Source organism: Borborobacter xinjiangensis (assembly GCF_047739745.1).
GTDB lineage: Bacteria > Pseudomonadota > Alphaproteobacteria > Rhizobiales > Rhizobiaceae > Pseudaminobacter.
Window position 1 is genome coordinate 65,302 of record NZ_JBLLVA010000005.1, and the last position, 20,939, is coordinate 86,240.

At 60.7% G+C, this 20,939-nt stretch carries 21 protein-coding genes; 16 read left to right on the forward strand and 5 right to left on the reverse strand.

Going from position 1 to position 20,939, the window contains the following annotated elements; all coding sequences use genetic code 11:
- Positions 1–27 precede the first annotated feature (27 nt).
- Positions 28–762, forward strand: a complete 735-nt coding sequence (locus ACLKMW_RS08245) for a VWA domain-containing protein (protein WP_415723942.1) — start codon at positions 28–30, stop codon at positions 760–762.
- A complete protein-coding gene (locus ACLKMW_RS08250) occupies positions 759–1,457 on the forward strand; it encodes a DnaJ domain-containing protein (RefSeq protein WP_415723943.1) in 699 nt (232 codons plus the stop codon). Before ACLKMW_RS08245 ends, ACLKMW_RS08250 begins: the two co-directional genes overlap by 4 nt.
- Before the next feature lie 42 nt (positions 1,458–1,499).
- Here the strand turns inward: ACLKMW_RS08250 and ACLKMW_RS08255 are convergent, their stop codons facing one another.
- The gene (locus ACLKMW_RS08255; RefSeq protein ID WP_415723944.1) at positions 1,500–2,882 is read right to left on the reverse strand and encodes a D-alanyl-D-alanine carboxypeptidase; all 1,383 of its coding nucleotides are present in this window, start codon (positions 2,880–2,882) and stop codon (positions 1,500–1,502) included.
- A 260-nt stretch (positions 2,883–3,142) separates the two neighbouring features.
- On the opposite strand from ACLKMW_RS08255, the gene ACLKMW_RS08260 reads away from it, so the two are divergent.
- From ACLKMW_RS08260 to clpA, 3 genes are all read left to right on the forward strand, one after another.
- Positions 3,143–3,469 (forward strand): phasin family protein, encoded by a 327-nt coding sequence (locus ACLKMW_RS08260; protein ID WP_415723945.1) that lies wholly within the window; start codon positions 3,143–3,145, stop codon positions 3,467–3,469.
- Positions 3,470–3,737: 268 nt separating this feature from the next.
- Positions 3,738–4,067 carry an ATP-dependent Clp protease adapter ClpS gene (gene clpS / locus ACLKMW_RS08265; protein WP_415724104.1) on the forward strand — a complete coding sequence of 110 codons (330 nt, stop codon included), beginning with the start codon at positions 3,738–3,740 and terminating at the stop codon, positions 4,065–4,067.
- Between the two features lie 8 nt (positions 4,068–4,075).
- Positions 4,076–6,535, forward strand: coding sequence for an ATP-dependent Clp protease ATP-binding subunit ClpA (gene clpA, locus ACLKMW_RS08270; RefSeq protein ID WP_415723946.1), 2,460 nt, complete (start codon positions 4,076–4,078; stop codon positions 6,533–6,535).
- Positions 6,536–6,615: 80 nt separating this feature from the next.
- Here the strand turns inward: clpA and ACLKMW_RS08275 are convergent, their stop codons facing one another.
- Positions 6,616–7,038, reverse strand: coding sequence for an HIT family protein (locus ACLKMW_RS08275; protein ID WP_415723947.1), 423 nt, complete (start codon positions 7,036–7,038; stop codon positions 6,616–6,618).
- Between the two features lie 75 nt (positions 7,039–7,113).
- On the opposite strand from ACLKMW_RS08275, the gene ACLKMW_RS08280 reads away from it, so the two are divergent.
- Positions 7,114–7,449 (forward strand): DMT family transporter, encoded by a 336-nt coding sequence (locus ACLKMW_RS08280; RefSeq protein WP_415723948.1) that lies wholly within the window; start codon positions 7,114–7,116, stop codon positions 7,447–7,449.
- Here ACLKMW_RS08280 and ACLKMW_RS08285 read toward each other — a convergent pair.
- From ACLKMW_RS08285 to ACLKMW_RS08295, 3 genes are read right to left on the reverse strand one after another with little or no spacing between them, the layout of a single operon-like run.
- Positions 7,418–8,662: a GNAT family N-acetyltransferase gene (locus tag ACLKMW_RS08285; RefSeq protein WP_415723949.1), complete on the reverse strand. Its 1,245-nt coding sequence runs from the start codon at positions 8,660–8,662 to the stop codon at positions 7,418–7,420. The genes ACLKMW_RS08280 and ACLKMW_RS08285 overlap by 32 nt on opposite strands.
- A gap of 53 nt (positions 8,663–8,715) precedes the next feature.
- Positions 8,716–9,444 (reverse strand): glycerophosphodiester phosphodiesterase, encoded by a 729-nt coding sequence (locus ACLKMW_RS08290; protein WP_415723950.1) that lies wholly within the window; start codon positions 9,442–9,444, stop codon positions 8,716–8,718.
- A 9-nt stretch (positions 9,445–9,453) separates the two neighbouring features.
- Positions 9,454–9,918: a RidA family protein gene (locus tag ACLKMW_RS08295; protein WP_415723951.1), complete on the reverse strand. Its 465-nt coding sequence runs from the start codon at positions 9,916–9,918 to the stop codon at positions 9,454–9,456.
- A 137-nt stretch (positions 9,919–10,055) separates the two neighbouring features.
- On the opposite strand from ACLKMW_RS08295, the gene ACLKMW_RS08300 reads away from it, so the two are divergent.
- The 10 genes from ACLKMW_RS08300 (at position 10,056) to lpxD (ending at position 20,934) form a co-directional block, all read left to right on the forward strand.
- Positions 10,056–10,883 (forward strand): cell envelope integrity EipB family protein, encoded by an 828-nt coding sequence (locus ACLKMW_RS08300; protein ID WP_415723952.1) that lies wholly within the window; start codon positions 10,056–10,058, stop codon positions 10,881–10,883.
- Between the two features lie 220 nt (positions 10,884–11,103).
- Positions 11,104–11,886 carry a 30S ribosomal protein S2 gene (gene rpsB, locus ACLKMW_RS08305; protein WP_415723953.1) on the forward strand — a complete coding sequence of 261 codons (783 nt, stop codon included), beginning with the start codon at positions 11,104–11,106 and terminating at the stop codon, positions 11,884–11,886.
- Between the two features lie 131 nt (positions 11,887–12,017).
- Entirely contained in the window at positions 12,018–12,941 is a 924-nt protein-coding gene (gene tsf / locus ACLKMW_RS08310; protein ID WP_415723954.1) for a translation elongation factor Ts, read from the forward strand.
- Between the two features lie 163 nt (positions 12,942–13,104).
- Positions 13,105–13,827 (forward strand): UMP kinase, encoded by a 723-nt coding sequence (gene pyrH / locus ACLKMW_RS08315; protein WP_415723955.1) that lies wholly within the window; start codon positions 13,105–13,107, stop codon positions 13,825–13,827.
- Between the two features lie 45 nt (positions 13,828–13,872).
- Positions 13,873–14,433, forward strand: a complete 561-nt coding sequence (frr, locus tag ACLKMW_RS08320) for a ribosome recycling factor (RefSeq protein WP_415723956.1) — start codon at positions 13,873–13,875, stop codon at positions 14,431–14,433.
- Between the two features lie 42 nt (positions 14,434–14,475).
- Positions 14,476–15,195, forward strand: a complete 720-nt coding sequence (locus tag ACLKMW_RS08325) for an isoprenyl transferase (protein WP_415723957.1) — start codon at positions 14,476–14,478, stop codon at positions 15,193–15,195.
- Between the two features lie 11 nt (positions 15,196–15,206).
- Positions 15,207–16,022 carry a phosphatidate cytidylyltransferase gene (locus ACLKMW_RS08330; RefSeq protein WP_415723958.1) on the forward strand — a complete coding sequence of 272 codons (816 nt, stop codon included), beginning with the start codon at positions 15,207–15,209 and terminating at the stop codon, positions 16,020–16,022.
- A 65-nt stretch (positions 16,023–16,087) separates the two neighbouring features.
- On the forward strand, positions 16,088–17,233 hold the full coding sequence (locus tag ACLKMW_RS08335) for a M50 family metallopeptidase (RefSeq protein WP_415723959.1): 1,146 nt from the start codon (positions 16,088–16,090) through the stop codon (positions 17,231–17,233).
- A 218-nt stretch (positions 17,234–17,451) separates the two neighbouring features.
- Positions 17,452–19,836 (forward strand): outer membrane protein assembly factor BamA, encoded by a 2,385-nt coding sequence (gene bamA, locus ACLKMW_RS08340; protein ID WP_415723961.1) that lies wholly within the window; start codon positions 17,452–17,454, stop codon positions 19,834–19,836.
- A 51-nt stretch (positions 19,837–19,887) separates the two neighbouring features.
- Positions 19,888–20,934 carry a UDP-3-O-(3-hydroxymyristoyl)glucosamine N-acyltransferase gene (gene lpxD, locus ACLKMW_RS08345; RefSeq protein WP_415723962.1) on the forward strand — a complete coding sequence of 349 codons (1,047 nt, stop codon included), beginning with the start codon at positions 19,888–19,890 and terminating at the stop codon, positions 20,932–20,934.
- Positions 20,935–20,939: the final 5 nt, after the last annotated feature.

Sequence of the window (20,939 nt, forward strand, 5' to 3'; positions counted from 1 at the left end):
GTGTCGCTGTCACATCTTCCTGTGAAGATGAGCGACAAGAAACAACCCGCGCCGGTCGACAATCCCGGCCTCCCGTCGAGGTCGCGGTCGAGTGCGGGCGAAATCGAGGCGTTCCTGCGTCAGGCGCGCGCCGTCAGCACGGCAAAAGGCGAAGGCTCCGGGCGGCTGATCCTGGCGCTGGACGCGACCATGAGCCGGCAGCCGACCTGGGATCTGGCCTGCACGCTACAGGCGCAGATGTTCGATGCGGTGGGCAACAATGGCTCGCTCGCCGTGCAACTCGTCTATTTTCGTGGCTTCGGCGAGTGCCGGGCCTCCAAATTCGTCGCCGATACCGCGTCCTTGAAGCAGTTGATGACCAAGATCGAGTGCCATGGCGGTCTGACCCAGATCGGCAAGGTGCTTTCCCATGCGTTGAAGGAGACGGCGCGTGGAAAGATCGGCGCGGTGGTCTATATCGGCGATTCCATGGAAGAACATCTGGACGAGTTGGCAGCGAAAGCCGGGTCTTTGGGGCTGCACGGCGTGCCGATGTTCATTTTTCAGGAAGGGCGCGATCCTGTCGCCGAAACCGGGTTCAAGGAGCTTGCCCGATTGTCGAAGGGCGCATGGTTCCGTTTCGATCGCGACGCGGCCGCCACTCTGGCGAAGCTTCTTTCGGCCGTTGCGGTCTTTACCACCGGCGGCCTGAAGGCGCTTGAGGCGCGGGGCAGGGCGGAGGATCGCCTCATGATTGAACATCTACGAGGTGGGCGAGGATGACGGTTCTGCTCGGCACGCTGGTTGTTGTAACCGTGCTGCTGGTGGTGGCAGTGACGTTTCTTCGCGCTGACCCGGCGCGCCTTGCCGGTTTGCTGACCGCAGCCGGTCCCATTGCGCTCGGCATTCTCGGCGTGGTGCTGCTGTTGTTCGGCCGTGCCGGGCTTGGAGGCATGCTAATTTCAGCGGCGATGGCATGGTATGCGTCAGGCCGGCTTCGTCGCGCGTCGCGGAAGAAAACCCCAGGCCAGCGCTCCACTGTGCGCACCGCTGCGCTGGAAATGGAACTTGATCACGACACCGGCTTGCTCGACGGGCTGGTGCTTGCCGGACGTCACGAGCAGAAAGTGCTAAGCGCAATGTCGCTCAGTGAGCTTCTGGAGCTCCATGACGATCTCGCCGGCGACGCGGAGAGCCGCCAGTTGCTAGAGACTTATCTTGATGGCCGGTTTCCCGTCTGGCGCGAAGACGCGCAGGCGCACCGTCGCGACGGGGAGCGAGTTTCGCCAGGTTCTGGCGCCATGACTGAGGAGGAGGCCTACAAGGTCCTTGGTCTTGAAGCGGGGGCTACCGCGGCGGATATCCGCCAGGCGCACCGCCGCCTGATGCAGCGCTTGCACCCCGATCTCGGAGGCACGTCTTTCCTTGCGGCGCGTATCAACGAAGCCAAGGACGTCTTGCTTGCCAAACACGATTAGGTCTCCTTCGACACCAAACAACCGGGAGAGTTCGAGCCGCGCCTAGTTCTGGACGGCGTAGCAGGAAATTTTCTTCTTCTTCAACGCCGAGCAGGCGTCCCACGCAGCCGATTTGGAATTGAAACCGCCAAAGCGGGCGCGGTGGTAGGTCACTCCGCCTTTGCGGAATTCGACCGTGAAGCCGGATGCGTCGGCAAGCACGGCCGGAGCCTGTTGGGAGGCTTTCGACAGGAAGGCTTCGGCCTCGGCGCGGCTCGGCGAAGAGGCAATCTGCACCACCCAGCCCGAGGCTACGGAAGCTGTGCTTACCGGATCCACATCGCCTTCGGCCTGCGGGGTTGCCGCTTCAAGACCGACTTGAGGGCGGGGCGTGGGGCCGGCATAAGCCTGGATTACCGGGGCTTCGGAGGCGGGAGCCGGGATCGGCGCGCGGGGCGCCTTTGCATCCATCGCCACGACAACTTCCGCATCCGGCCGCACGTCGGGCGTCGGTGCATTGCGCTTAGGCAGGATGACCTTGGTAAGCGCGTTGATCGGCGAGCCGCCGGCGCTGGCGATCAGCGGCTCGCTCTTGCCGCGGCTGGAGGCGCTCGGCACATATTTCTTGAGCAGGCTGGCCATGTAGTTGTCGCGGGCAGCGCCGCTCGAGCCGCCCATCACCACGGCTACGACGCGGCGGTTGCCATCCGAAACCGACGAGACGAGATTGAAGCCCGAAGCGCGCGTATAGCCGGTCTTGATGCCATCCACGCCTTTGATCCGGCCGAGAAGCCGGTTGTGATTGGCGATGCGCCGGCTTCCATAGGTGAAGGAGCGCGTGGAGAAATAGCCGTAATATTGCGGATAGTGTTCCCGAAGCGCGATGCCGAGCGTCGCCATGTCGCGGGCCGTGGTGAATTGCGCGGTATTGGGCAGTCCGTGGGCGTTACGGAACACCGTGCTCTTCATGCCGAGGCTGCGCGCCTTGGCGGTCATCATGCGGGCGAAGCGCTCTTCCGAACCGGCCAGCAGCTCGCCGAGAGCTGTTGAGGCGTCGTTCGCAGACTTGGTGACAAGCGAATAGATCGCCGTTTCGACGCTGATGGATTTGCCCGCCTTGACGCCGAGCTTGGTCGGCGGTTCAGCTGCGGCATTGGCCGAGAACGGAACCTGCGTCTGTTTGCTGATCTTGCCGTTGGCGAGCGCTTCGAAGGTCAGATAAAGCGTCATCATCTTGGTAAGCGAAGCCGGGTAGCGTCGCGAATCCGCGTTCGACGAAAACAGCGTCTTGCCGGTATTCGCGTCGATCACGATCGCCGCATCGTTGGAGTCGGCCGCCGCCGAACCTGCCGCGGCCACGCTCATCGAGACTGCGATAAGAGCGGCAATGGCGGTTCTGACAAGGACGACGTGTCTGAAGGCAAAGCCGGCAAACGCTTGACGCACTGATACACCCTTTGAATTTTGTTTCGCCCGAGGCGGCAAAGGCTCCAGCCTCACTTCCCGCCACAGTACGGCTCCAGCGTTACCAATCCGTTTATGGTAACCAGAGCGTTCATCTTTTTCTTCGAGGTTTAGACGCAGTTTAGGCATTGCCGCGTCGGGTTTTCCGCCCAACGCTTCGGCCCTGACCGGGTTTGTTTGACTTGTTTGTGCGGCGCACCATATGTTGATGCAGCGCACAAACAGATGAAGGAAATTTCGAAATGCAGTCTTTCGAAGCCACCGGTAAATTTGGGCAGGATTTTGTCGACACGAGCCTGAAGAGCTTTGCCTCGGTTTCCAAGGGAGCCCAGGCGATCGCCGTGGAGGCGGGCGAGTACACCAGGAAGTCGTTCGAGACCGGCGCCGCCGCAGTCGAGAAGGTTCTCGCAGCCAGTTCACTGGAAGACGCACTGGAGATCCAGACCGGCTATGCAAAGCAGGCCTATGAAAGCTTCGTCGCCGAGGCTTCCAGGCTCAGCGAACTTTACGCCGATCTCGCCAAGGAAGCGTACAAGCCTTTCGAATCAATTTTGGCGACGTCCAGATAAGGTCGCCGATCACTCGGGTGGTCGGCTTTCGATCCGATTTGCGGCCCGGCTGCATTTTGCAGTCGGGTTTTCGATGTTCGGGCACCTTGATCCGTTCACGTTTGGTATAAAATCCCTCGCGTGCCGGCCCGCACCATATTGTCACGGCCGAAGAAGGGCTTAAAATTCATTGACGACTACCTACATTCGGGCTTCGGGTGAGGATCCTAAAAAAGGCGAGGTGCCGGTGACGAATGGCGGGGATGCCACGAAAAAGCGAGTGGCACGCATGCAGGACGGTGAGGGCGGGCGCAACGGCGCCGGGCGGGGCACGGCCGTTATCACGCGGACGAAAACCCGCACCAAGAAGCCGAGCCTCTACAGGGTTCTTATCCTCAACGACGATTACACTCCGATGGAGTTCGTTATCCATATTTTGGAGCGATTTTTCCAGAAGGATCGCGAATCCGCCACTCGCATCATGCTGCATGTTCACAATCATGGTGTGGGAGAATGCGGGGTATATACATTTGAAGTGGCCGAGACCAAAGTGTCACAGGTCATGGATTTTGCCCGCCAGAACCAACATCCGCTGCAATGCGTGATGGAGAAGAAATGAGGTCTTGAATGCCGGCTTTCTCCCAGGGCTTGGAAAAGGCACTTCATCAGGCGTTGACATTCGCCAATGAGCGCCACCACGAATACGCGACGCTGGAGCATCTGCTGCTGGCGCTGATCGACGACAACGAAGCGGCCGCCGTAATGCGCGCCTGCAACGTGGATCTCGATGATCTTCGGCGCACGGTCCTTACCTATATCGATACCGAACTCGACAATCTGGTCACCGGCTACGACGAGGATTCCAAGCCCACCGCCGGCTTCCAGCGCGTCATCCAGCGTGCGGTGATCCACGTGCAGTCGTCCGGCAGGGACGAAGTCTCGGGCGCCAACGTTCTGGTCGCCATCTTCGCCGAGCGTGAAAGCCACGCCGCCTATTTCCTGCAGGAACAGCAGATGACCCGCTATGATGCGGTCAACTACATCTCGCACGGCATCGCCAAGCGGCCGGGCTCCAGCGAGTCGCGCACGCCGCGCGGTGCCGAGGATGACCAGCCGGGCGCACCCGGCAACGAGTCCGCGGAAGAGGGCGGCAAGAAGAAGCAGCAGGATGCGCTGTCCGCCTACTGCGTCGATCTCAACAAGAAAGCACGCTCCGGCAAGATCGATCCGCTGATCGGTCGCAGCGACGAGATCAACCGCACCATCCAGGTGCTGTGCCGCCGCTCCAAGAACAATCCGCTGTATGTGGGCGATCCCGGCGTCGGCAAGACGGCAATCGCCGAAGGCCTCGCCAAGCGCATCGTGGAAGGCGACGTGCCTGCCGTGCTTCTGGACGCAACGATCTTTGCGCTCGATATGGGCACGCTTCTGGCCGGCACCCGCTATCGCGGCGACTTCGAGGAGCGATTGAAACAGGTCGTCAAGGAACTCGAGGAGTTCCCGGGCGCGGTGCTGTTCATCGACGAAATTCATACGGTAATCGGCGCAGGCGCCACCTCGGGTGGCGCGATGGATGCGTCGAACCTGCTGAAGCCGGCACTTTCGTCCGGCACGATCCGCTGCATCGGCTCGACCACCTACAAGGAATTCCGGCAGTTCTTCGAGAAGGACCGCGCGCTGGTGCGGCGCTTCCAGAAGATCGACGTGAAGGAGCCGACAGTCGACGATACGATCGAGATCATGAAGGGCCTGAAGCCCTATTATGAAGACTTCCACAAGGTGAAGTTCACCAACGACGCCATCAAGGCGGCGGTGGAGCTTTCGGCGCGTTACATCAACGACCGCAAGCTGCCGGACAAGGCGATCGACGTGATCGACGAGACCGGCGCCTCGCAGATGCTGCTGCCCGAGGCCAAGCGCAAGAAGACGATCGGCATCAAGGAGATAGAGGCGACGATCGCCACCATGGCCCGTATTCCGCCGAAGACGGTTTCGGCTGACGACGAACAGGTCCTGGCCAATCTGGAGACGGAGCTGCGTCGCGTCGTCTATGGTCAGGATACGGCAATCACCGCTCTTGCTTCGGCAATCAAGCTGGCTCGCGCCGGCCTGCGTGAGCCGGAAAAGCCGATCGGCTCCTACCTGTTCTCCGGTCCGACCGGCGTCGGCAAGACCGAGGTTGCAAGGCAGCTTGCATCGTCGCTCGGCGTCGAGCTGATCCGCTTCGACATGTCCGAATACATGGAGCGCCACACCGTCTCGCGGCTGATCGGCGCGCCTCCCGGCTATGTCGGTTTCGACCAGGGCGGCCTGCTGACCGATGGCGTCGACCAGCATCCGCATTGCGTGCTGCTGCTGGACGAGGTCGAAAAGGCGCATCCTGATCTATTCAACATTCTGTTGCAGGTCATGGATCACGGCAAGCTGACCGATCATAACGGTAAGCAGATCGATTTCCGCAATGTCGTGCTGATCATGACGACCAATGCGGGTGCTTCCGATATGGCCAAGGCCGCCATCGGCTTCGGCTCGTCGAAGCGCGAGGGCGAGGACATGGAGGCGATCAACCGGCTATTTTCGCCGGAGTTCCGCAACCGCCTGGATGCGATCATCCCGTTCAACTCGCTGCCGGTGCCTGTCGTCCACAAGGTCGTGCAGAAGTTTGTCCTGCAGTTGGAAGCGCAGCTTTCGGAGCGTGGCGTGACCTTCGACCTCTCGCCGGAAGCCATCTCCTGGCTGGCGGACAAGGGTTATGACGAGCGGATGGGGGCGCGGCCTCTGGGGCGCGTCATCCAGGAATACATCAAGAAGCCTCTGGCCGAGGAAGTGCTGTTCGGCAAGCTTAAGAAAGGCGGCACGGTGCGCGTGACGGTTGAAGAGAAGGAAGGCGGTGAAACCGGCCTGAAACTCGAATCGATTGCCGACGAAGTACCGGTGAAGCCGAAGAAGGAAGAGCCGAAGAAGCCGTCCGCCAAGAAGACGCCGAAGAAGCCGACGCCGAAGAAGGCTGTCGCTTCCAAGCTTGCCCCTAAGGGAGGCGATGGCGCCAAGCGCAGCCTTGTGCCGCAATTGCCGCGCAAAGGCTGACCAGCGCGTCTCGGCCGCTTCAACCAAGTTAACAAAGCGCCGGCGTAACTTTCGCCGGCGCTTTGTTTTGGAAGTCAGCCTTAACCCAGTGCCGAGCGGATCTTTTCGGCGTTGGCGGCGAGAATGTCGGGCTTTTCCATTGCGCCGGTATGCGGCTTGAGCGGCACGCCGTCGAAGCGCGGAAGAATATGGACATGCAGGTGAAACACCACTTGGCCGCCGGCGGGCTCATTGAATTGCTGGATGGTCACTCCGTCGGCCTGGAACGCCTTCACAACGGCGCGTGCCAGTTTCTGAGTGGTGCGCATTACCGCAGCGAGGCTTTCGGCCTCGATATCGAGAATGTTGCGTGAGGGTTTTTTTGGCAGTACGAGGCAATGGCCGTCGCCACGGGGCATGATATCCATCATCGCGAAAGTATCCTCGTCCTCATAGACCTTGTGGGCCGGCAATTCGCCGCGCAGGATTTTCGCGAAAATGTTGGTATCGTCGTAGGTCATCATCTGCCTCTCGTGATTTTTATGCTGATGCCATAGTCGGCTGGTGACAGGGGCCGAATCAAGAGGGCAGAAACCCGCATGTACTCGAACTACGCCTATTTGCTCGTCGCCATTGTGTTTGAAGTCCTCGCCACCACGGCGTTGAAGGAAACGCATGGCTTCACGCGGCCGCTACCCTCGCTGCTTACAATCCTTGGCTACGGCCTGGCCTTCTATTTCCTGTCGCTGACGCTGCGGGCCATTCCTGTCGGCTTGGTCTACGCGATCTGGAGCGGTGCCGGCATCATTTTCATCACGGCGATCGGCTGGCTCTGGTTCCGGCAATCATTGGATATGCCCGCGCTTGTCGGCATGGGCTTCATCCTGGCGGGGGTCGCCATCATCAATCTGTTTTCGAGGACGCTCGTTCACTGACATCGTCAGTGCTTTTTCGAAACGGCCCATGATCGGCGAGATACTCGCTGACGCGCTCGACCTCTTCTCGTTCGCGAACCAGATAGTCGGCGACGGCTCTGCGCAAGCCGGGATGGGTAATGAAATGCGCCGAGTGCGTCGTCACCGGCCTATATCCGCGCGCCAGCTTGTGCTCGCCCTGAGCACCCGCCTCGACCACTTTCAGGCCCTTGTGGATCGCGAAGTCGATCGCCTGATGATAGCAGACTTCGAAATGCAGGAACGGGTGGTCTTCAATGCATCCCCAGTTGCGGCCGAACAGTGTGTCCGAGCCGATGAAATTGATTGCGCCGGCGATGTAGCGGCCGTTGCGCTTCGCCATCACCAGCAGCGTGTCATCCGCCATCCGCTCGCCAATCAGCGAGAAGAATTTCCGGTTGAGATAGGGACGTCCCCATTTTCGACCGCCGGTGTCCATGTAGAAGGCGAAGAAGTCGTCCCAGACGCGCTCGGTCAGATCGCTTCCGGTCAGCCAGTCGATGGAGATGCCGGAAGCGAGGGCCTCACGGCGTTCCTTCTTCAACGCCTTTCGCTTGCGCGAGGCAAGGGTGGCGAGAAAATCGTCGTAGCTCGAAAAAACGTCGTTGAAGAAGTGGAACTGCTGGTCGGTGCGTCTGAGGAAACCGGCGCCTTCCAGCGCTGCCATGTCGTCGCCCGCCGCAAAGGTGACGTGAGCCGACGACAGGTCGAGCCGCTCCGTCACGAGCTTCAGTCCGGAGGCGAGGGCGGCTTTTACCGCGCCTGCATTCGCGTCTTTGCCGGCCAGGAGCCGCGGCCCTGTTGCCGGGGTGAACGGCACCGAAACCTGGAGCTTGGGATAATAGCGTCCGCCGGCGCGCTCGAAGGCGTCAGCCCAACCGTGATCGAAGACATATTCGCCTTGGCTATGCCACTTTACATAGCACGGAGCGGCACCGAGGGCGGTTCCGTCCGGCGCCTCCAGCCGCAGGTGGTGGCCCTGCCAGCCGCTGGCCCGAACGGCGCAACCGGCCTCTTCGAGGATCTTCAGGAAATCATACGAAATGAAAGGGTTGTATGACCTTCCGGGCTCATCGCGTGATGTTCCGTAGAAACTGTCCCACTCCTTGCGCGAAAACGCATCGAGGCTTTCGACGACGCGGATGGCATAGTCTTGTGACTGCTCCGTTCTGCTGCCGTCCTTCATGTCGCTCATGTGCCTTTAGATACGTCGCCGATCAGGAGGCGCAAGAGGCGGCGGGTCGCCGTTCACGACAGGGCGGTTGCATCCGGGTCGAAACCTTCGAACGTCATCTGGTCGGCATGGGCGAAAGTCTTCACCGCCGCGCGCTCGTCGCACACGGTCCAGGTGATGACCGGCATGGAAAGCTTTTCGCGCACGAACCCCACGAAGCGGTTCGGCAAGTCCATCACGCCGTATGAGACGAAGGAGATGCCGTGCGCCAGCATCGAAAAATGAGCCTCGAGTTCATGGTCGGCAGAACCATAGGCGGTAAGGCCGGTTGGAATTTCGCGTGCATGGGCGCGAAATTCCCGGATCAGCCAATGGTCGAAGGACATGATCGCGGCCCGGCCACGATAGGCGTGCAACAGGTTGCACACCCGCTCCACCAGACCGGCGTCGTGTCCGGGCGTGCCCTTGAGCTCGATGACGAGCGGGACACGCCCGCCCACCAGATCGAGCAGTTCCTTGAGGGAAGGAGCGTGATCGGCGGTTCCGCCGATCCGAAGTGCGGCGAGTTCGGCCGCCGTTCGCTGCCAGACATAACCTTCCGTGCCGCCTAGACGCTGCAGTCCGTGGTCGTGAAAAACCACCGGCACTCCGTCCGACGAAAGATGGACGTCGCATTCTATGGCATAGCCCCTGTCAACCGCGCGGCGGAAGGCCGACAGCGTGTTTTCCCACACTGTCTTGTTGAGGTCATGATAGCCGCGATGCGCTATCGGCCGCGCGGTCAGCCAGGAGATGTCAGCCATGACGCCTGGTCATTCCACTTCGATGACGGCCTCGATTTCGACCGAAGCGTTGAGCGGCAATACGGCGACGCCGACCGCCGAGCGGGCATGCCTGCCCGCCTCGCCCAGTACTTCGACCAGGAAATCAGATGCGCCATTGGCGACAAGATGCTGTTCGGTGAAGTTCGGCGCCGATGCGACGAAAACCGTGATCTTGACCAGTCGGCTGATTCTGCTGAGATCGCCGATGGCCGCCTTGGCCTGAGCCAGAACATTGATGGCGCACTGTTTCGCTGCTTCCTGTCCGGCCGCCGTTTCGAGGTCTCGTCCAAGAAGGCCCGTGGCTGCGAGCTTGCCGTCCTTTATCGGCAATTGTCCGGCTGTGAAGACCAGCTTGCCGCTCTGCGCATACGGCACGTAGCTTCCGGCGGGCGCTGCGGCCACCGGCAGGGTGACGCCCAGATTTTTAAGCCGGTTTTCGATTGTTTCACTCATGGTATTTTCCTATGTCTTTCACAGTGGGAACGGCGGTGCAGCGCAAACTGCTATTTTTGCCTCGCTTCCGCCATGACTTTTTTCTAAGTGGCCATCTTTCGTTTGGCCAATGCGGCCTTGCCGACTGGAGCGTTTATATGCGCGCATCGCGCCTTGCCTGTGTTGCCTTTCTTTCCCAGTCGGCGTTGATGGTCTTCCCGGCTTTCGCCTCCGCTTCGCTTGCCCCGCATCGCGCCGTCTATGATCTCGTTCTCGAGGAGGCTTCGGACCGTTCGGGAATCACCGGCATCACCGGCCGCATGGTTTATGAGTTCAACGGCTCGCCTTGTGAAGGCTATACGGTGAAGTTCCGTTTCGTCACCCAGATCGACACCGGCGACAATTCGCGCGTTACCGATCAGCAGACCACGACCTTCGAGGATGGCGAAGGCAGGACGTTCAGTTTCGTCACCAAGTCTTTCGTCGACCAGAACCTCGAGCGCGAAATGAAGGGTACTGCGTTCCGCGAGAAGTCGGGATTGAAGGTCGAGATCGACAAACCGGAAAAGAACGAGCTCGAACTTGCCCAGACGCAGTTTCCGACGCAGCATCTGGTCGAACTTATCGACAAGGCGAACAAGGGCGAGACGTTCTATTCGACCAGCCTGTTCGATGGTTCGGAGGACGCCGACAGGGTGATGACCACGACCGTTGTCGTCGGCAAGAAATCGGCGGTGCAAAAGAGCGATCCGGAAGTCCCGGCGCTGAAGGACCTTGCCAAGGAGAAGTTCTGGCCGGTCGACATCGCCTATTTCGATGAAAGCACCGATGGCGGTGAGGAGGTTCCCGAATACCGCATCAGCTTCAAGCTGCATGAGAACGGGCTGACGCGCGACCTCGTCATGGACTACGGCGATTTTTCCATGACCGGGAAACTGGTCAACCTGGCAATGTTCGACCAGCCACCGCAAAAGTGCAGCCAGTAGGCAGGACGCAGGCCAGGGGTTCGGCTTGCACTTGCTATTTTGCCGCTCAAAGGCTATAGGCGCCGGCATTCCACACACGGGCTTTGGTGTCTGACCGGGAGAAATCCGGCGGAAACCTCCGGTGGCGTTGAGGGAAGTTCCCGAAAAGGCAAGCTTTTTCGGACAGTCGTTTCCGAAACGTCAAATGCCCGTGGAGGTCAACCGGAAAGGAACGAAAAGAATGGCTCTGCCTGATTTCAGCATGCGTCAGCTTTTGGAAGCTGGCGTTCACTTCGGCCACCAGACTCACCGCTGGAACCCGAAAATGGCGCCTTATATCTATGGCGCCCGCAACAACATCCACGTTATCGACCTCAGCCAGACGGTGCCGCTGCTGCACCAGGCGCTGAAGCAGGTTTCGGACACCGTCGCCAAGGGCGGCCGCGTGCTGTTCGTCGGCACCAAGCGCCAGGCATCCGACATCGTTGCCGATGCCGCGCAGCGTTCGGCTCAGTACTATGTCAATTCGCGTTGGCTCGGCGGCATGCTGACCAACTGGAAGACGATTTCGAATTCGATCCAGCGCCTGCGCAAGCTCGATGAGCTTTTGGCCGGCGAGGCCCAGGGCTTCACCAAGAAGGAGCGCCTGAACCTCGATCGCGAGCGTGAGAAGCTCGACAAGGCGCTCGGCGGTATCAAAGACATGGGCTCGACGCCCGACCTGATGTTCGTCATCGACACCAACAAGGAAGCGATTGCGATTCTCGAGGCCAAGCGCCTCGGCATCCCGGTCGTTGCTATCGTCGATTCCAATTGCGATCCGGACAAGATCGATTTCCCGATTCCGGGTAATGACGACGCCGCCCGCGCGATTCAGCTTTATTGCGACCTCATCGCCAGAGCCGCCATCGACGGCATTGCCCGCCAGCAGGGCGCTCTCGGCATGGATATCGGCGCCGCGGCCGAAGCGCCTGTCGAGCCGACGCTTGCAGAAGCACCGGAAAGCGCCGCTCCCGAGGCGTAATAGCGCGAAGGCCGCGGACGCGGCCTTCATTTTTCCGGCATTCGGCGCGGAGTTGTCGCGTTTGCGTCAGGCGCATCGTCGATCATCCGATGATGCGCACGCCCCGTGCGTTTCGAACAAAGAGGCATGAAATGAGCATTACTGCAGCACAGGTAAAGCAACTCCGCGACCTGACCGGCGCGGGCATGATGGATTGCAAGGCAGCACTTGCCGAAACCAATGGCGACATGGACGCTGCGGTCGACTGGCTGCGCGCCAAGGGCATTGCCAAGGCGGACAAGAAGGCTGGCCGCACCGCGGCAGAGGGCCTGATCGGCGTTGCGTCCGAGGCTACGAAGGCGGTTGTTGTCGAAGTGAACTCGGAGACGGACTTCGTCGCCCGCGCCGAGAACTTCCAGCAGATCGTCCGTAACGTGGCGACCGTGGCACTGACGGTCGGCGGCGCTACCGAAGCCGTCGCTGACGCGAAATATCCGGGCTCTCAGGAAACCGTCGTTCAAGCGATCAAGGATGCGGTCGGCACGATCGGCGAGAATATGGCGTTCCGCCGCTCGGCAGCGCTTTCGGTCTCGTCGGGTGCGGTCGCAACTTACGTCCACAATGCGGTTGCCGACAATCTCGGCAAGCTCGGCGTGCTCGTCGCCATCGAGACAGCCGGCAATGCCGAAACTGCCCGCACCTTTGCGCGTCAGGTTGCCATGCACGTTGCCGCGACCAACCCGCTGGCGCTGACGGCCGAAGAGGTCGATCCGGCGGCCGTTGCGCGTGAGAAGGCGATCTTCGCCGAACAGGCTCGCGAATCGGGCAAGCCGGAAAACATCATCGAGAAGATGGTGGAAGGCCGCATGCGCAAGTTTTACGAGGAGGTCGTTCTCCTGAAGCAGGCTTTCGTGCTCAATCCCGACATCACGGTCGAGGCGGCGCTCAAGGAAGCGGAAAAGGAAATCGGCGCTCCGGCGAAGATCACCGGCTTTGTCCGCTTCGCGCTCGGCGAGGGCATCGAAAAGGAAGAAACCGATTTTGCCGCCGAGGTTGCCGCCGCCGCGAAAAAGTAACGGCGCTTCAACCGTTTTCTTCTTGTTTTAAGAACAGGGCATCGCGTGACAACGCGGTGCCCTTCGTGTATCGCAACTGCGAATTGGCGGCGAACTTCGTGGACGATGCGGCAGGCGCCTGCAAGCATCATGCGTCCGAAAAAATCAACCTGACGAGGTAACGATGACGGCGAAACCCCTTTACCGGCGTGTGCTGCTGAAGGCGTCTGGCGAAGCGCTGATGGGCGAGCAGCATTTCGGGATCGACGTTTCGGTGGTCGACCGCATCGCGTCGGATATCGCGGAGGCAAGGTCGCTCGGCGTCGAAGTCGGGATTGTCATCGGCGGCGGCAACATTTTCCGAGGCGTGGCAGTCGCCTCGAAGGGCGGCGATCGCGTCACCGGCGACCATATGGGCATGCTGGCGACCGTCATCAATTCTCTGGCACTGCGCACCTCGCTGGTGAAACTCGGCGTTGATGCCGTGGTGCTCTCGGCAATCGCAATGCCGGAACTCTGCGAAAGCTTCTCGCAGCGTCAGGCGACGGCCTATATGGACGCGGGCAAGGTCGTGATCTTCGCCGGCGGCACCGGCAACCCGTTCTTCACCACCGATTCCGCCGCCGCTTTGCGTGCCGCCGAAATCGGTGCCGATGCGCTGTTCAAGGGCACGCAGGTGGACGGCGTCTATTCCGCCGATCCCAAAAAGGATCCCGCGGCGGTCCGCTACGAACGCATCAGCCACGCCGAAGTCATCGCGCAGGGGCTGACGATCATGGATACGGCTGCAATTGCGCTTGCGCGTGAAAACAACATCCCGATAATCGTTTATTCGATACATGAGCAGGGCGGCTTTGGAGACATCCTCAGGGGCGGCGGCCGCTGCACGGTCGTGGCGGACGCTTGAGACGGCAGCAGCAGCCTGAACGCCGAAGATCAAGGAGACACTGAAATGAGCAACGGGGCAGACTTCAACGATATTCAGCGGCGCATGGATGGTGCGATCAACGCTTTCAAGCACGATCTTGCTTCGCTCAGGACCGGCCGCGCTTCGGCCAATCTTCTCGATCCGATCCAGGTCCAGGCCTATGGCACCGCCATGCCGATCAGCCAGGTCGCCACCGTCTCGGTGCCGGAGCCGCGAATGATTTCCGTTTCGGTCTGGGACAAGCAGATGGTCGGGGCGGTAGACCGGGCCATTCGTGAATCCAATCTCGGCTTCAACCCGATCATGGATGGGACGACGCTGCGCATTCCGCTGCCGGAGCTGAACGAGCAGCGCCGTAAGGAACTGGTCAAGATCGCCCACACCTATGCCGAAAACGCAAGGGTCGCGGTTCGCCATGTACGCCGTGACGGCATGGACACTCTGAAGAAGGCGCAAAAGGAAGGCGATATCAGCGAGGACGATCAGCGCGTCCAGTCCGACAAGCTGCAGAAGCTGACCGATGATACGATCAGTTCGATCGATGCCCTGTTGACGGGAAAAGAAACCGAGATCATGCAAGTCTGAGGCATGAACGGCAATTTCCGCCGGTCTCCTGAAAGCGAACCGATGACAACGCCCGCGCATGTCGCGATCATCATGGACGGAAATGGCCGCTGGGCGAAGGCGCGTGGTCTGCCGCGACTGGCTGGCCATCGGGCCGGCGTAGAGGCGCTGCGCCAGACGGTTCGCACCGCGCCCGAACTCGGCATTCGCTGGCTGACCGTCTATGCGTTTTCGTCGGAGAACTGGTCGCGGCCGAAGTCCGAGGTCAGCGACCTGATGGGTCTCTTGAAGCTTTTCATCCGGCGTGATCTGGCCGAACTGCACCAGAACGGTGTGCGTGTGCGCATCATTGGCGCGCGCACCGGCCTCGAGCCGGACATTGCAGCGCTGCTTGACGAGGCCGAGACGCTGACTGCCGGCAATCAGGCCCTCAATCTGGTCATCGCCTTTAACTATGGCGGACGCGACGAGATGGTCCGGGCGGTTCGCAAAATTGCCGAAGACGCGGCGGCGGGGCGGATCGACGTGCCGGAAATAACTTCCGAAACCGTGTCCAACGCGTTGGACACGAAAGATATTCCTGATCCTGATCTGGTCATCCGGACCAGCGGCGAGATGCGGCTGTCGAATTTCCTGCTCTGGCAGGCAGCCTATAGCGAACTGGTGTTCCTGCCCTGCTATTGGCCGGATTTCACCACGCGTCAGCTTGTCGAGGCTCTGGGGGAGTTTGCCGCTCGGGAACGGCGGTTCGGCGGTTTGGCCGCCCGCGGCGTCGCATCTTGAGCCGCACGCCGATGAGCAATCTTCAACTGCGGGTCATTTCGGCCATCGTCATGGCTGCTGTCGTGCTGGGGCTGACCTGGCTGGGTGGGCTTCCGTTCCGCCTGCTTTCGGCGGCTATCGCCGGCGCTGTCCTTTATGAGTGGTGCGCGATGGCCCGCACCGCCGGCCATGCCGCCCGGCAGTGGCTGACCGCGGCCTTTCTGGCCGTGGTGCTTGCCGCGCTTGTTCTTGGATATTCAGCGCCGGTCATATTGCTTGTGCTCGGATTGGCGCTCGTCGCCTCGATCGCGGTGGAGTTCATTGGCGGGCAGGGCGCCTGGTCGAGCGCCGGCCTTGCCTATGCCGGACTTTCAGCCATAGCGCTGGCATTGCTGCGTGACAGCGACCGATCCGGATTGATGGCCATGCTGTTTTTGTTCGCCGTGGTGTGGGCGACCGACATTCTGGCCTATTTCGTAGGTCGTGCCATCGGTGGGCCGAAGCTTGCGCCGTCCATCTCTCCCGGCAAGACATGGAGCGGCGCGGTGGGCGGCACCATTGGCGGCGTTGTCGTAGGGATCGCGGTCGTTGAGGTTTCCGGCGGCATCGCGCTCCCGCAGGCGGTTGCCATCGCGCTTGTTCTTTCGGTCGTCTCGCAGATAGGCGACCTCTTCGAATCGTGGGTCAAGCGCCGCCACGGCGTCAAGGATTCCGGCAACCTCATTCCCGGTCACGGCGGTGTCATGGACCGCGTCGATGGGCTTGTCGCCGCCGCATTTGCCCTATACGTCATCGGTCTGATCCTGGGAGGAATCGACCATCCGGCGCATGGCCTGTTCCCCGACTGAAGCGCTGGCACGGACGCGGCCGATGCGCGTCCGGGTCTGACCGGATACGTTGACACACGCGGGGCATGAATTTGAGCGAGATATTTCCTTCGGTGCTCGGCGCGGACAGCCTGCTCGTTGGCACGCTTCTTCCATTCCTGTTTGTGCTGACGATCGTCGTCTTCGTTCATGAGATGGGCCATTATCTGGTCGGCCGCTGGTGCGGGATCGGCGTCAAGGCGTTCTCCATCGGTTTCGGGCCGGAGCTTTTCGGCTTCGAGGACCGCCACGGCACGCGTTGGAAGCTCTCCGCCATTCCGCTTGGCGGCTATGTCAAATTCGTTGGCGACATGAGCGCGACCAGCGCCCCCGATTCGCAAGGGATCGAGCAACTGACCGACGCCGAGCGGAAGGTCGCATTCCATACTCAGCCGGTCTGGAAACGGGCTCTTACCGTCTTTGCCGGTCCGGCATTCAATTTTCTGCTCACCATCGCCGTGTTCGCGGTGATGTTCTCGGTCTATGGCCGTTACGTGTCCGAGCCGATGGTGGCGGAAGTGCGCGCCGGCAGCCCGGCCGCAGCCGCCGGTTTCCAGCCCGGAGACCGTTTCGTCAGCGTCGATGGCCGGCGCGTAGAAACCTTTGCCGATGTGCAACGCCTTGTTTCAGGGCGCGCCGGAGATCCGATCGCCTTCGTCGTGCTGCGCGGCGACGAGGAGGTTTCGCTGACCGCCACGCCGGAGGTCATGGAGCAGCCCGATGCGCTCGGAAACACCATCAAGGTTGGCGTGATCGGCGTCGTCAACAATGAGGAGCTCGGCCAACCGCGGCAGATCACCTACAGTGTTCCGGCTGCGTTGGGTCAGGCAGTATATGAGACCGGCTATATCATTCTGCGCACCGGGCAGTTCCTGCAGCGCTTCGCTGTCGGTCGCGAGGACAAATGTCAGCTTGGCGGTCCAGTGAAGATCGCGGACATGTCCGGTAAGGCGGCGAAGCTCGGCTTCGAATGGTTGGTGCAATTGATCGCGATGCTCTCGGTCGGCATCGGTTTCCTGAACCTGTTGCCGATTCCGCCGCTGGATGGAGGGCACCTGGTTTTTTACGGCGTGGAAGCAGTAATACGGCGCCCGATGTCGGAGCAGGTGCTTGAACTTTTTTATCGCGTCGGCATGTTGCTGGTTCTGGGTTTCATGGGATTCGTTATCTGGAACGATTTGTTTGGATGCTGAAATCATGAAGAAATTTGCGCTCGGCGCAGGGTAAATTGAGAAGGCGTTTACCATCAGCGGCAATATGCGTGACGGGAAAGCCACGCGGAAAGCTTAAGTAAACGCAAATTAACCAGAAGCCTTGCGTGTATGGAAAATCCGGTTAATACGGTATGGGAATTTGCCGCACGTCCGGTTTTCTCGCCGTGGGGACTTCGAGAAAAAGGTTATATAGCCCTATGAAGGCAGCATCGAATTTTTTAAACGCCGCGTCGGCGGTGGCTCTGTCTGCGTCCTTGATGCTGCCGGGAGTCGTCGCTTTGCAGTTCGCCGGCGTCTCGGCCGCGTACGCTGCCACGGTCAGCAATGTCGAGGTTCGCGGCAATCAGCGCGTCGATGCATCGACCATTCGCGAGTACGTGGCCATTCAACCCGGCAGGTCCTTTTCGGGCGCCGATGTTGATGAGGCCGTGAAGCGGCTTTTTGCGACCGGATTGTTTTCCGACGTGCGCATCAACCAGGTCGGTTCGACACTGGTCGTTCAGGTCTCCGAGCTGCAGGTCGTCAACCAGGTCCTGTTCCAGGGCAACAAGAAAATCAAGGACGCGCAGCTTTCCAATACGGTCCAGCTGAAGCCGCGCGGCACATTCTCGTCGGCGGCGATGGAAGCGGATGCGGAAGCCATTCGCGAGGCCTACCGGCGCATCGGCCGCAACGATGCGACCGTGAATGCCCGCACCATGGATTTGGGCGAGAATCGCGTTAACGTCGTGTTTGAAATTGCCGAAGGCGAGCGCACCAAGATTGCCGCGATCAATTTCGTCGGCAACAACGCGTTCAGCGACCGTCGCCTGTCGGATGTGATCGCGACGAAGAAGTCGACGATCCTGTCCTTCCTGCTGCGTGACGACGTCTATGACGAGCAGCGCCTTCGCGCTGACGAGGAAGCGCTCCGTCGCTTCTACTACAATCGCGGCTATGCCGATTTCCGCGTTGTCTCCGCTTTTGGCGAACTGGATGAGGCGGCGAACGCCTACACTGTAACCATCACGGTTGAAGAGGGTGATCGCTACACCTTCGGTGACGTTTCGGTGGAAAGCTCCATCCCCGAGGTCGATACGACGCAGCTTCAGTCGCTGGTCAAGACCAAGACCGGCGACACTTATAGCGCGAAGAATGTCGAGGATTCCATCATTGCGCTGACCGAGGACGTTGCCGGCAAGGGGTACGCCTTCGCTCAGGTAACACCGCGCGGCGACCGCAATTTCGAAAATCACACCATCTCGGTCGTCTACACGATTGATCAGGGCGCGAAGACCTATGTCGAGCGCATCGAAATTCGCGGCAATGCGCGCACACGCGACTATGTGATCCGTCGCGAATTCGATGTGAGCGAGGGCGACGCCTTCAATCAGGTTCTCATCCAGCGCGCCAAGAAGCGTCTGGAGCGCCTTGATTTCTTTGAGCGTGTCGAGATCTCGACTGCGCCGGGTTCGCAGCCGGATCAGGTCATTCTCGTCGTCGATCTGGTCGAGAAGTCGACCGGCGAATTCTCGATCGGCGCGGGCTACACCAGCGGCGGCCAGACGCCTGGGCCATCCGTTGAAGGTTCTATCACCGAGCGTAACTTCCTCGGGCGCGGCCAGTTCATCCGCCTGTCGGCTGGCGGTGGCAAGAACTCACGCGATTTCATGGTATCGTTCACCGAGCCTTATTTCCTCGGACGCCGCATCTCGGCCGGCTTCGATATCTATCGTCAGACGCGTCGTTTCGACAAATATGAGAGCGAATTGAACGGCGCGACAGTGCGTTTCGGCCTGCCGATCACCGAGGCGCTGTCGACGCAGCTCGCTTACAACTACACGCAGGAAAGATACGACTATCGCGATCACTGCCTGACCGACGATCAATTTGATGAGGCGAAATGTAGTTTGGGGGACATATCCCCTGCGATTCATGAGGGTATCGCCGAAAGCCCCTGGACGAAGTCGTCGGTTTCGGGCACCGTTCTCTTCAACACCATCGACGACATGAAGAACCCGCATTCCGGCATCTACGCCACGTTCACCACCGAAGTGGCGGGCCTTGGCGGTGACGCCGAGTTCGTCAAGCTGACGGGGCGTGGCAGCTATTATCACACGCTGTCGGAGGAAATGGACATTGTCGGCCTGGTTAGTGCCGGCGCCGGTCACATAGCCGCCTTTGGCGACGGCGATCTGCGCATCTTCGATCATTTCAAGAGCAATGATCGGATGATCCGCGGCTTCGAATACGACGGTATCGGTCCGTTCGATCCGAATACTCTCGACCATCTCGGCGGTACCACCTATTTCAATGCGTCGGTCGAGGCGCAATTCCCGTTCCCGGTCGTGCCTGAAAGCTTTGGTCTGAAGGGTGCAGTATTTGCCGATGCCGCGACACTTTATGGCAGCAAGGTTCGTGTTCCGTCAGATCCGACCTTTTCCGCCAGCGGAACCGGCATGGAATGGCGCGCCTCGGTTGGCGCGGGGTTGATCTGGGCGTCGCCTTTCGGCCCGCTGCGCATCGACTATGCGGTTCCCGTCGTCAAGGAGGACAGCGACGTGGAGCAGAATTTCAACTTCGGCATCTCGACACGCTTCTGATTTGAGGGCACGAAACTTTCGGGCCATCCTCGCCCGAAAGAGAAGGTTTATATGTCCGACCCGGTTTTTTTCGTGCCGTCGCGCCGTTACACGGCGCTTGAGATCGCGAATCTCACTGGTGCCGAACTGCTTGATCCGAGCCACGCGGAAGCGACCGTGTCGACCATCGCTTCGTCGACTGAGGGCGGCGATGAGGCGCTTGTCTTCATCGAAGGCAAGCGCAATGCGGGCGGCTTGAGCGAGTTGCGGGCCGCCGCACTTCTCTGCACGCCTGATATCGCCCATCAGGCGCCGGCAGGCATAGCCGTTCTGGTTACTCCCAGGCCCCAGGCGGCGTTCGCGCAGATCGGCCGGTTACTTTTTCCGGCGGCAGCGACGCCCTACCCAATGACGGACGAGACCGGCATTTCGCCGCGCGCTCATGTCGAGCCCAGTGCGCGCCTTGAGCCGGGGGTCATCGTGGAAGCCGGTGCTTTCATCGGTCCCGATGTCGCCATTGGCGGTGGCACCATCATAGCGCCAAATGCGGTCATAGGGCCGTCCTCGCAGATCGGCCGCGGCTGCTATATCGGCCCGAACGCCAGCATCCAATGCGCGCTGCTGGGCAATGGCGTGATCGTCCATCCCGGAGCGCGGATCGGACAGGACGGCTTCGGCTTCGCCGCGGGCCCGCGCGGGCCCGAACGCATGCCGCAGATCGGCCGGGTCGTCATCCAGGACAATGTCGAGATCGGCGCCAACACCACCGTGGACCGCGGCGCGATGGCCGATACCGTTATCGGCGAGAACACCAAGATCGATAATCTCGTGCAGATCGCGCACAATGTGCGCATCGGGCGTGGTTGCGTCATCGCCGCGCATTGCGGCATTTCCGGCTCCGTCGTGGTCGGTGACAATGTCATGATGGGCGGGCGCGTCGGCTTGGCCGACCATCTGACGATCGGCAGCGGAGCAAGGCTGGCGGCGGCCAGCGGCTTCATGAACGATGTGCCGGCCGGCGAAGTCTGGGGCGGATTGCCGGCCCGTCCCATGATGGAATTCATGCGCGACATCGCCGCCATCCGAAAACTTTCATCCAAGCCAAAGCCGAAAGAGTGAGATCA

What these genes read in the sequence shown, in the direction of transcription:
- ACLKMW_RS08330 (WP_415723958.1), top strand. Translation starts at nt 15,207, where the DNA reads ATGAGCAATCTTCAACTGCGGGTCATTTCGGCCATCGTCATGGCTGCT.
- ACLKMW_RS08325 (WP_415723957.1), top strand. Translation starts at nt 14,476, where the DNA reads ATGACAACGCCCGCGCATGTCGCGATCATCATGGACGGAAATGGCCGC.
- tsf (WP_415723954.1), top strand. Translation starts at nt 12,018, where the DNA reads ATGAGCATTACTGCAGCACAGGTAAAGCAACTCCGCGACCTGACCGGC.
- ACLKMW_RS08285 (WP_415723949.1), bottom strand. Translation starts at nt 8,662, where the DNA reads ATGAGCGACATGAAGGACGGCAGCAGAACGGAGCAGTCACAAGACTAT.
- rpsB (WP_415723953.1), top strand. Translation starts at nt 11,104, where the DNA reads ATGGCTCTGCCTGATTTCAGCATGCGTCAGCTTTTGGAAGCTGGCGTT.
- pyrH (WP_415723955.1), top strand. Translation starts at nt 13,105, where the DNA reads ATGACGGCGAAACCCCTTTACCGGCGTGTGCTGCTGAAGGCGTCTGGC.
- ACLKMW_RS08300 (WP_415723952.1), top strand. Translation starts at nt 10,056, where the DNA reads ATGCGCGCATCGCGCCTTGCCTGTGTTGCCTTTCTTTCCCAGTCGGCG.
- lpxD (WP_415723962.1), top strand. Translation starts at nt 19,888, where the DNA reads ATGTCCGACCCGGTTTTTTTCGTGCCGTCGCGCCGTTACACGGCGCTT.
- clpS (WP_415724104.1), top strand. Translation starts at nt 3,738, where the DNA reads ATGCAGGACGGTGAGGGCGGGCGCAACGGCGCCGGGCGGGGCACGGCC.
- ACLKMW_RS08245 (WP_415723942.1), top strand. Translation starts at nt 28, where the DNA reads ATGAGCGACAAGAAACAACCCGCGCCGGTCGACAATCCCGGCCTCCCG.
- ACLKMW_RS08290 (WP_415723950.1), bottom strand. Translation starts at nt 9,444, where the DNA reads ATGGCTGACATCTCCTGGCTGACCGCGCGGCCGATAGCGCATCGCGGC.
- frr (WP_415723956.1), top strand. Translation starts at nt 13,873, where the DNA reads ATGAGCAACGGGGCAGACTTCAACGATATTCAGCGGCGCATGGATGGT.
- ACLKMW_RS08275 (WP_415723947.1), bottom strand. Translation starts at nt 7,038, where the DNA reads ATGATGACCTACGACGATACCAACATTTTCGCGAAAATCCTGCGCGGC.
- ACLKMW_RS08280 (WP_415723948.1), top strand. Translation starts at nt 7,114, where the DNA reads ATGTACTCGAACTACGCCTATTTGCTCGTCGCCATTGTGTTTGAAGTC.
- ACLKMW_RS08250 (WP_415723943.1), top strand. Translation starts at nt 759, where the DNA reads ATGACGGTTCTGCTCGGCACGCTGGTTGTTGTAACCGTGCTGCTGGTG.
- ACLKMW_RS08260 (WP_415723945.1), top strand. Translation starts at nt 3,143, where the DNA reads ATGCAGTCTTTCGAAGCCACCGGTAAATTTGGGCAGGATTTTGTCGAC.
- ACLKMW_RS08335 (WP_415723959.1), top strand. Translation starts at nt 16,088, where the DNA reads ATGAATTTGAGCGAGATATTTCCTTCGGTGCTCGGCGCGGACAGCCTG.
- ACLKMW_RS08295 (WP_415723951.1), bottom strand. Translation starts at nt 9,918, where the DNA reads ATGAGTGAAACAATCGAAAACCGGCTTAAAAATCTGGGCGTCACCCTG.
- bamA (WP_415723961.1), top strand. Translation starts at nt 17,452, where the DNA reads ATGAAGGCAGCATCGAATTTTTTAAACGCCGCGTCGGCGGTGGCTCTG.
- clpA (WP_415723946.1), top strand. Translation starts at nt 4,076, where the DNA reads ATGCCGGCTTTCTCCCAGGGCTTGGAAAAGGCACTTCATCAGGCGTTG.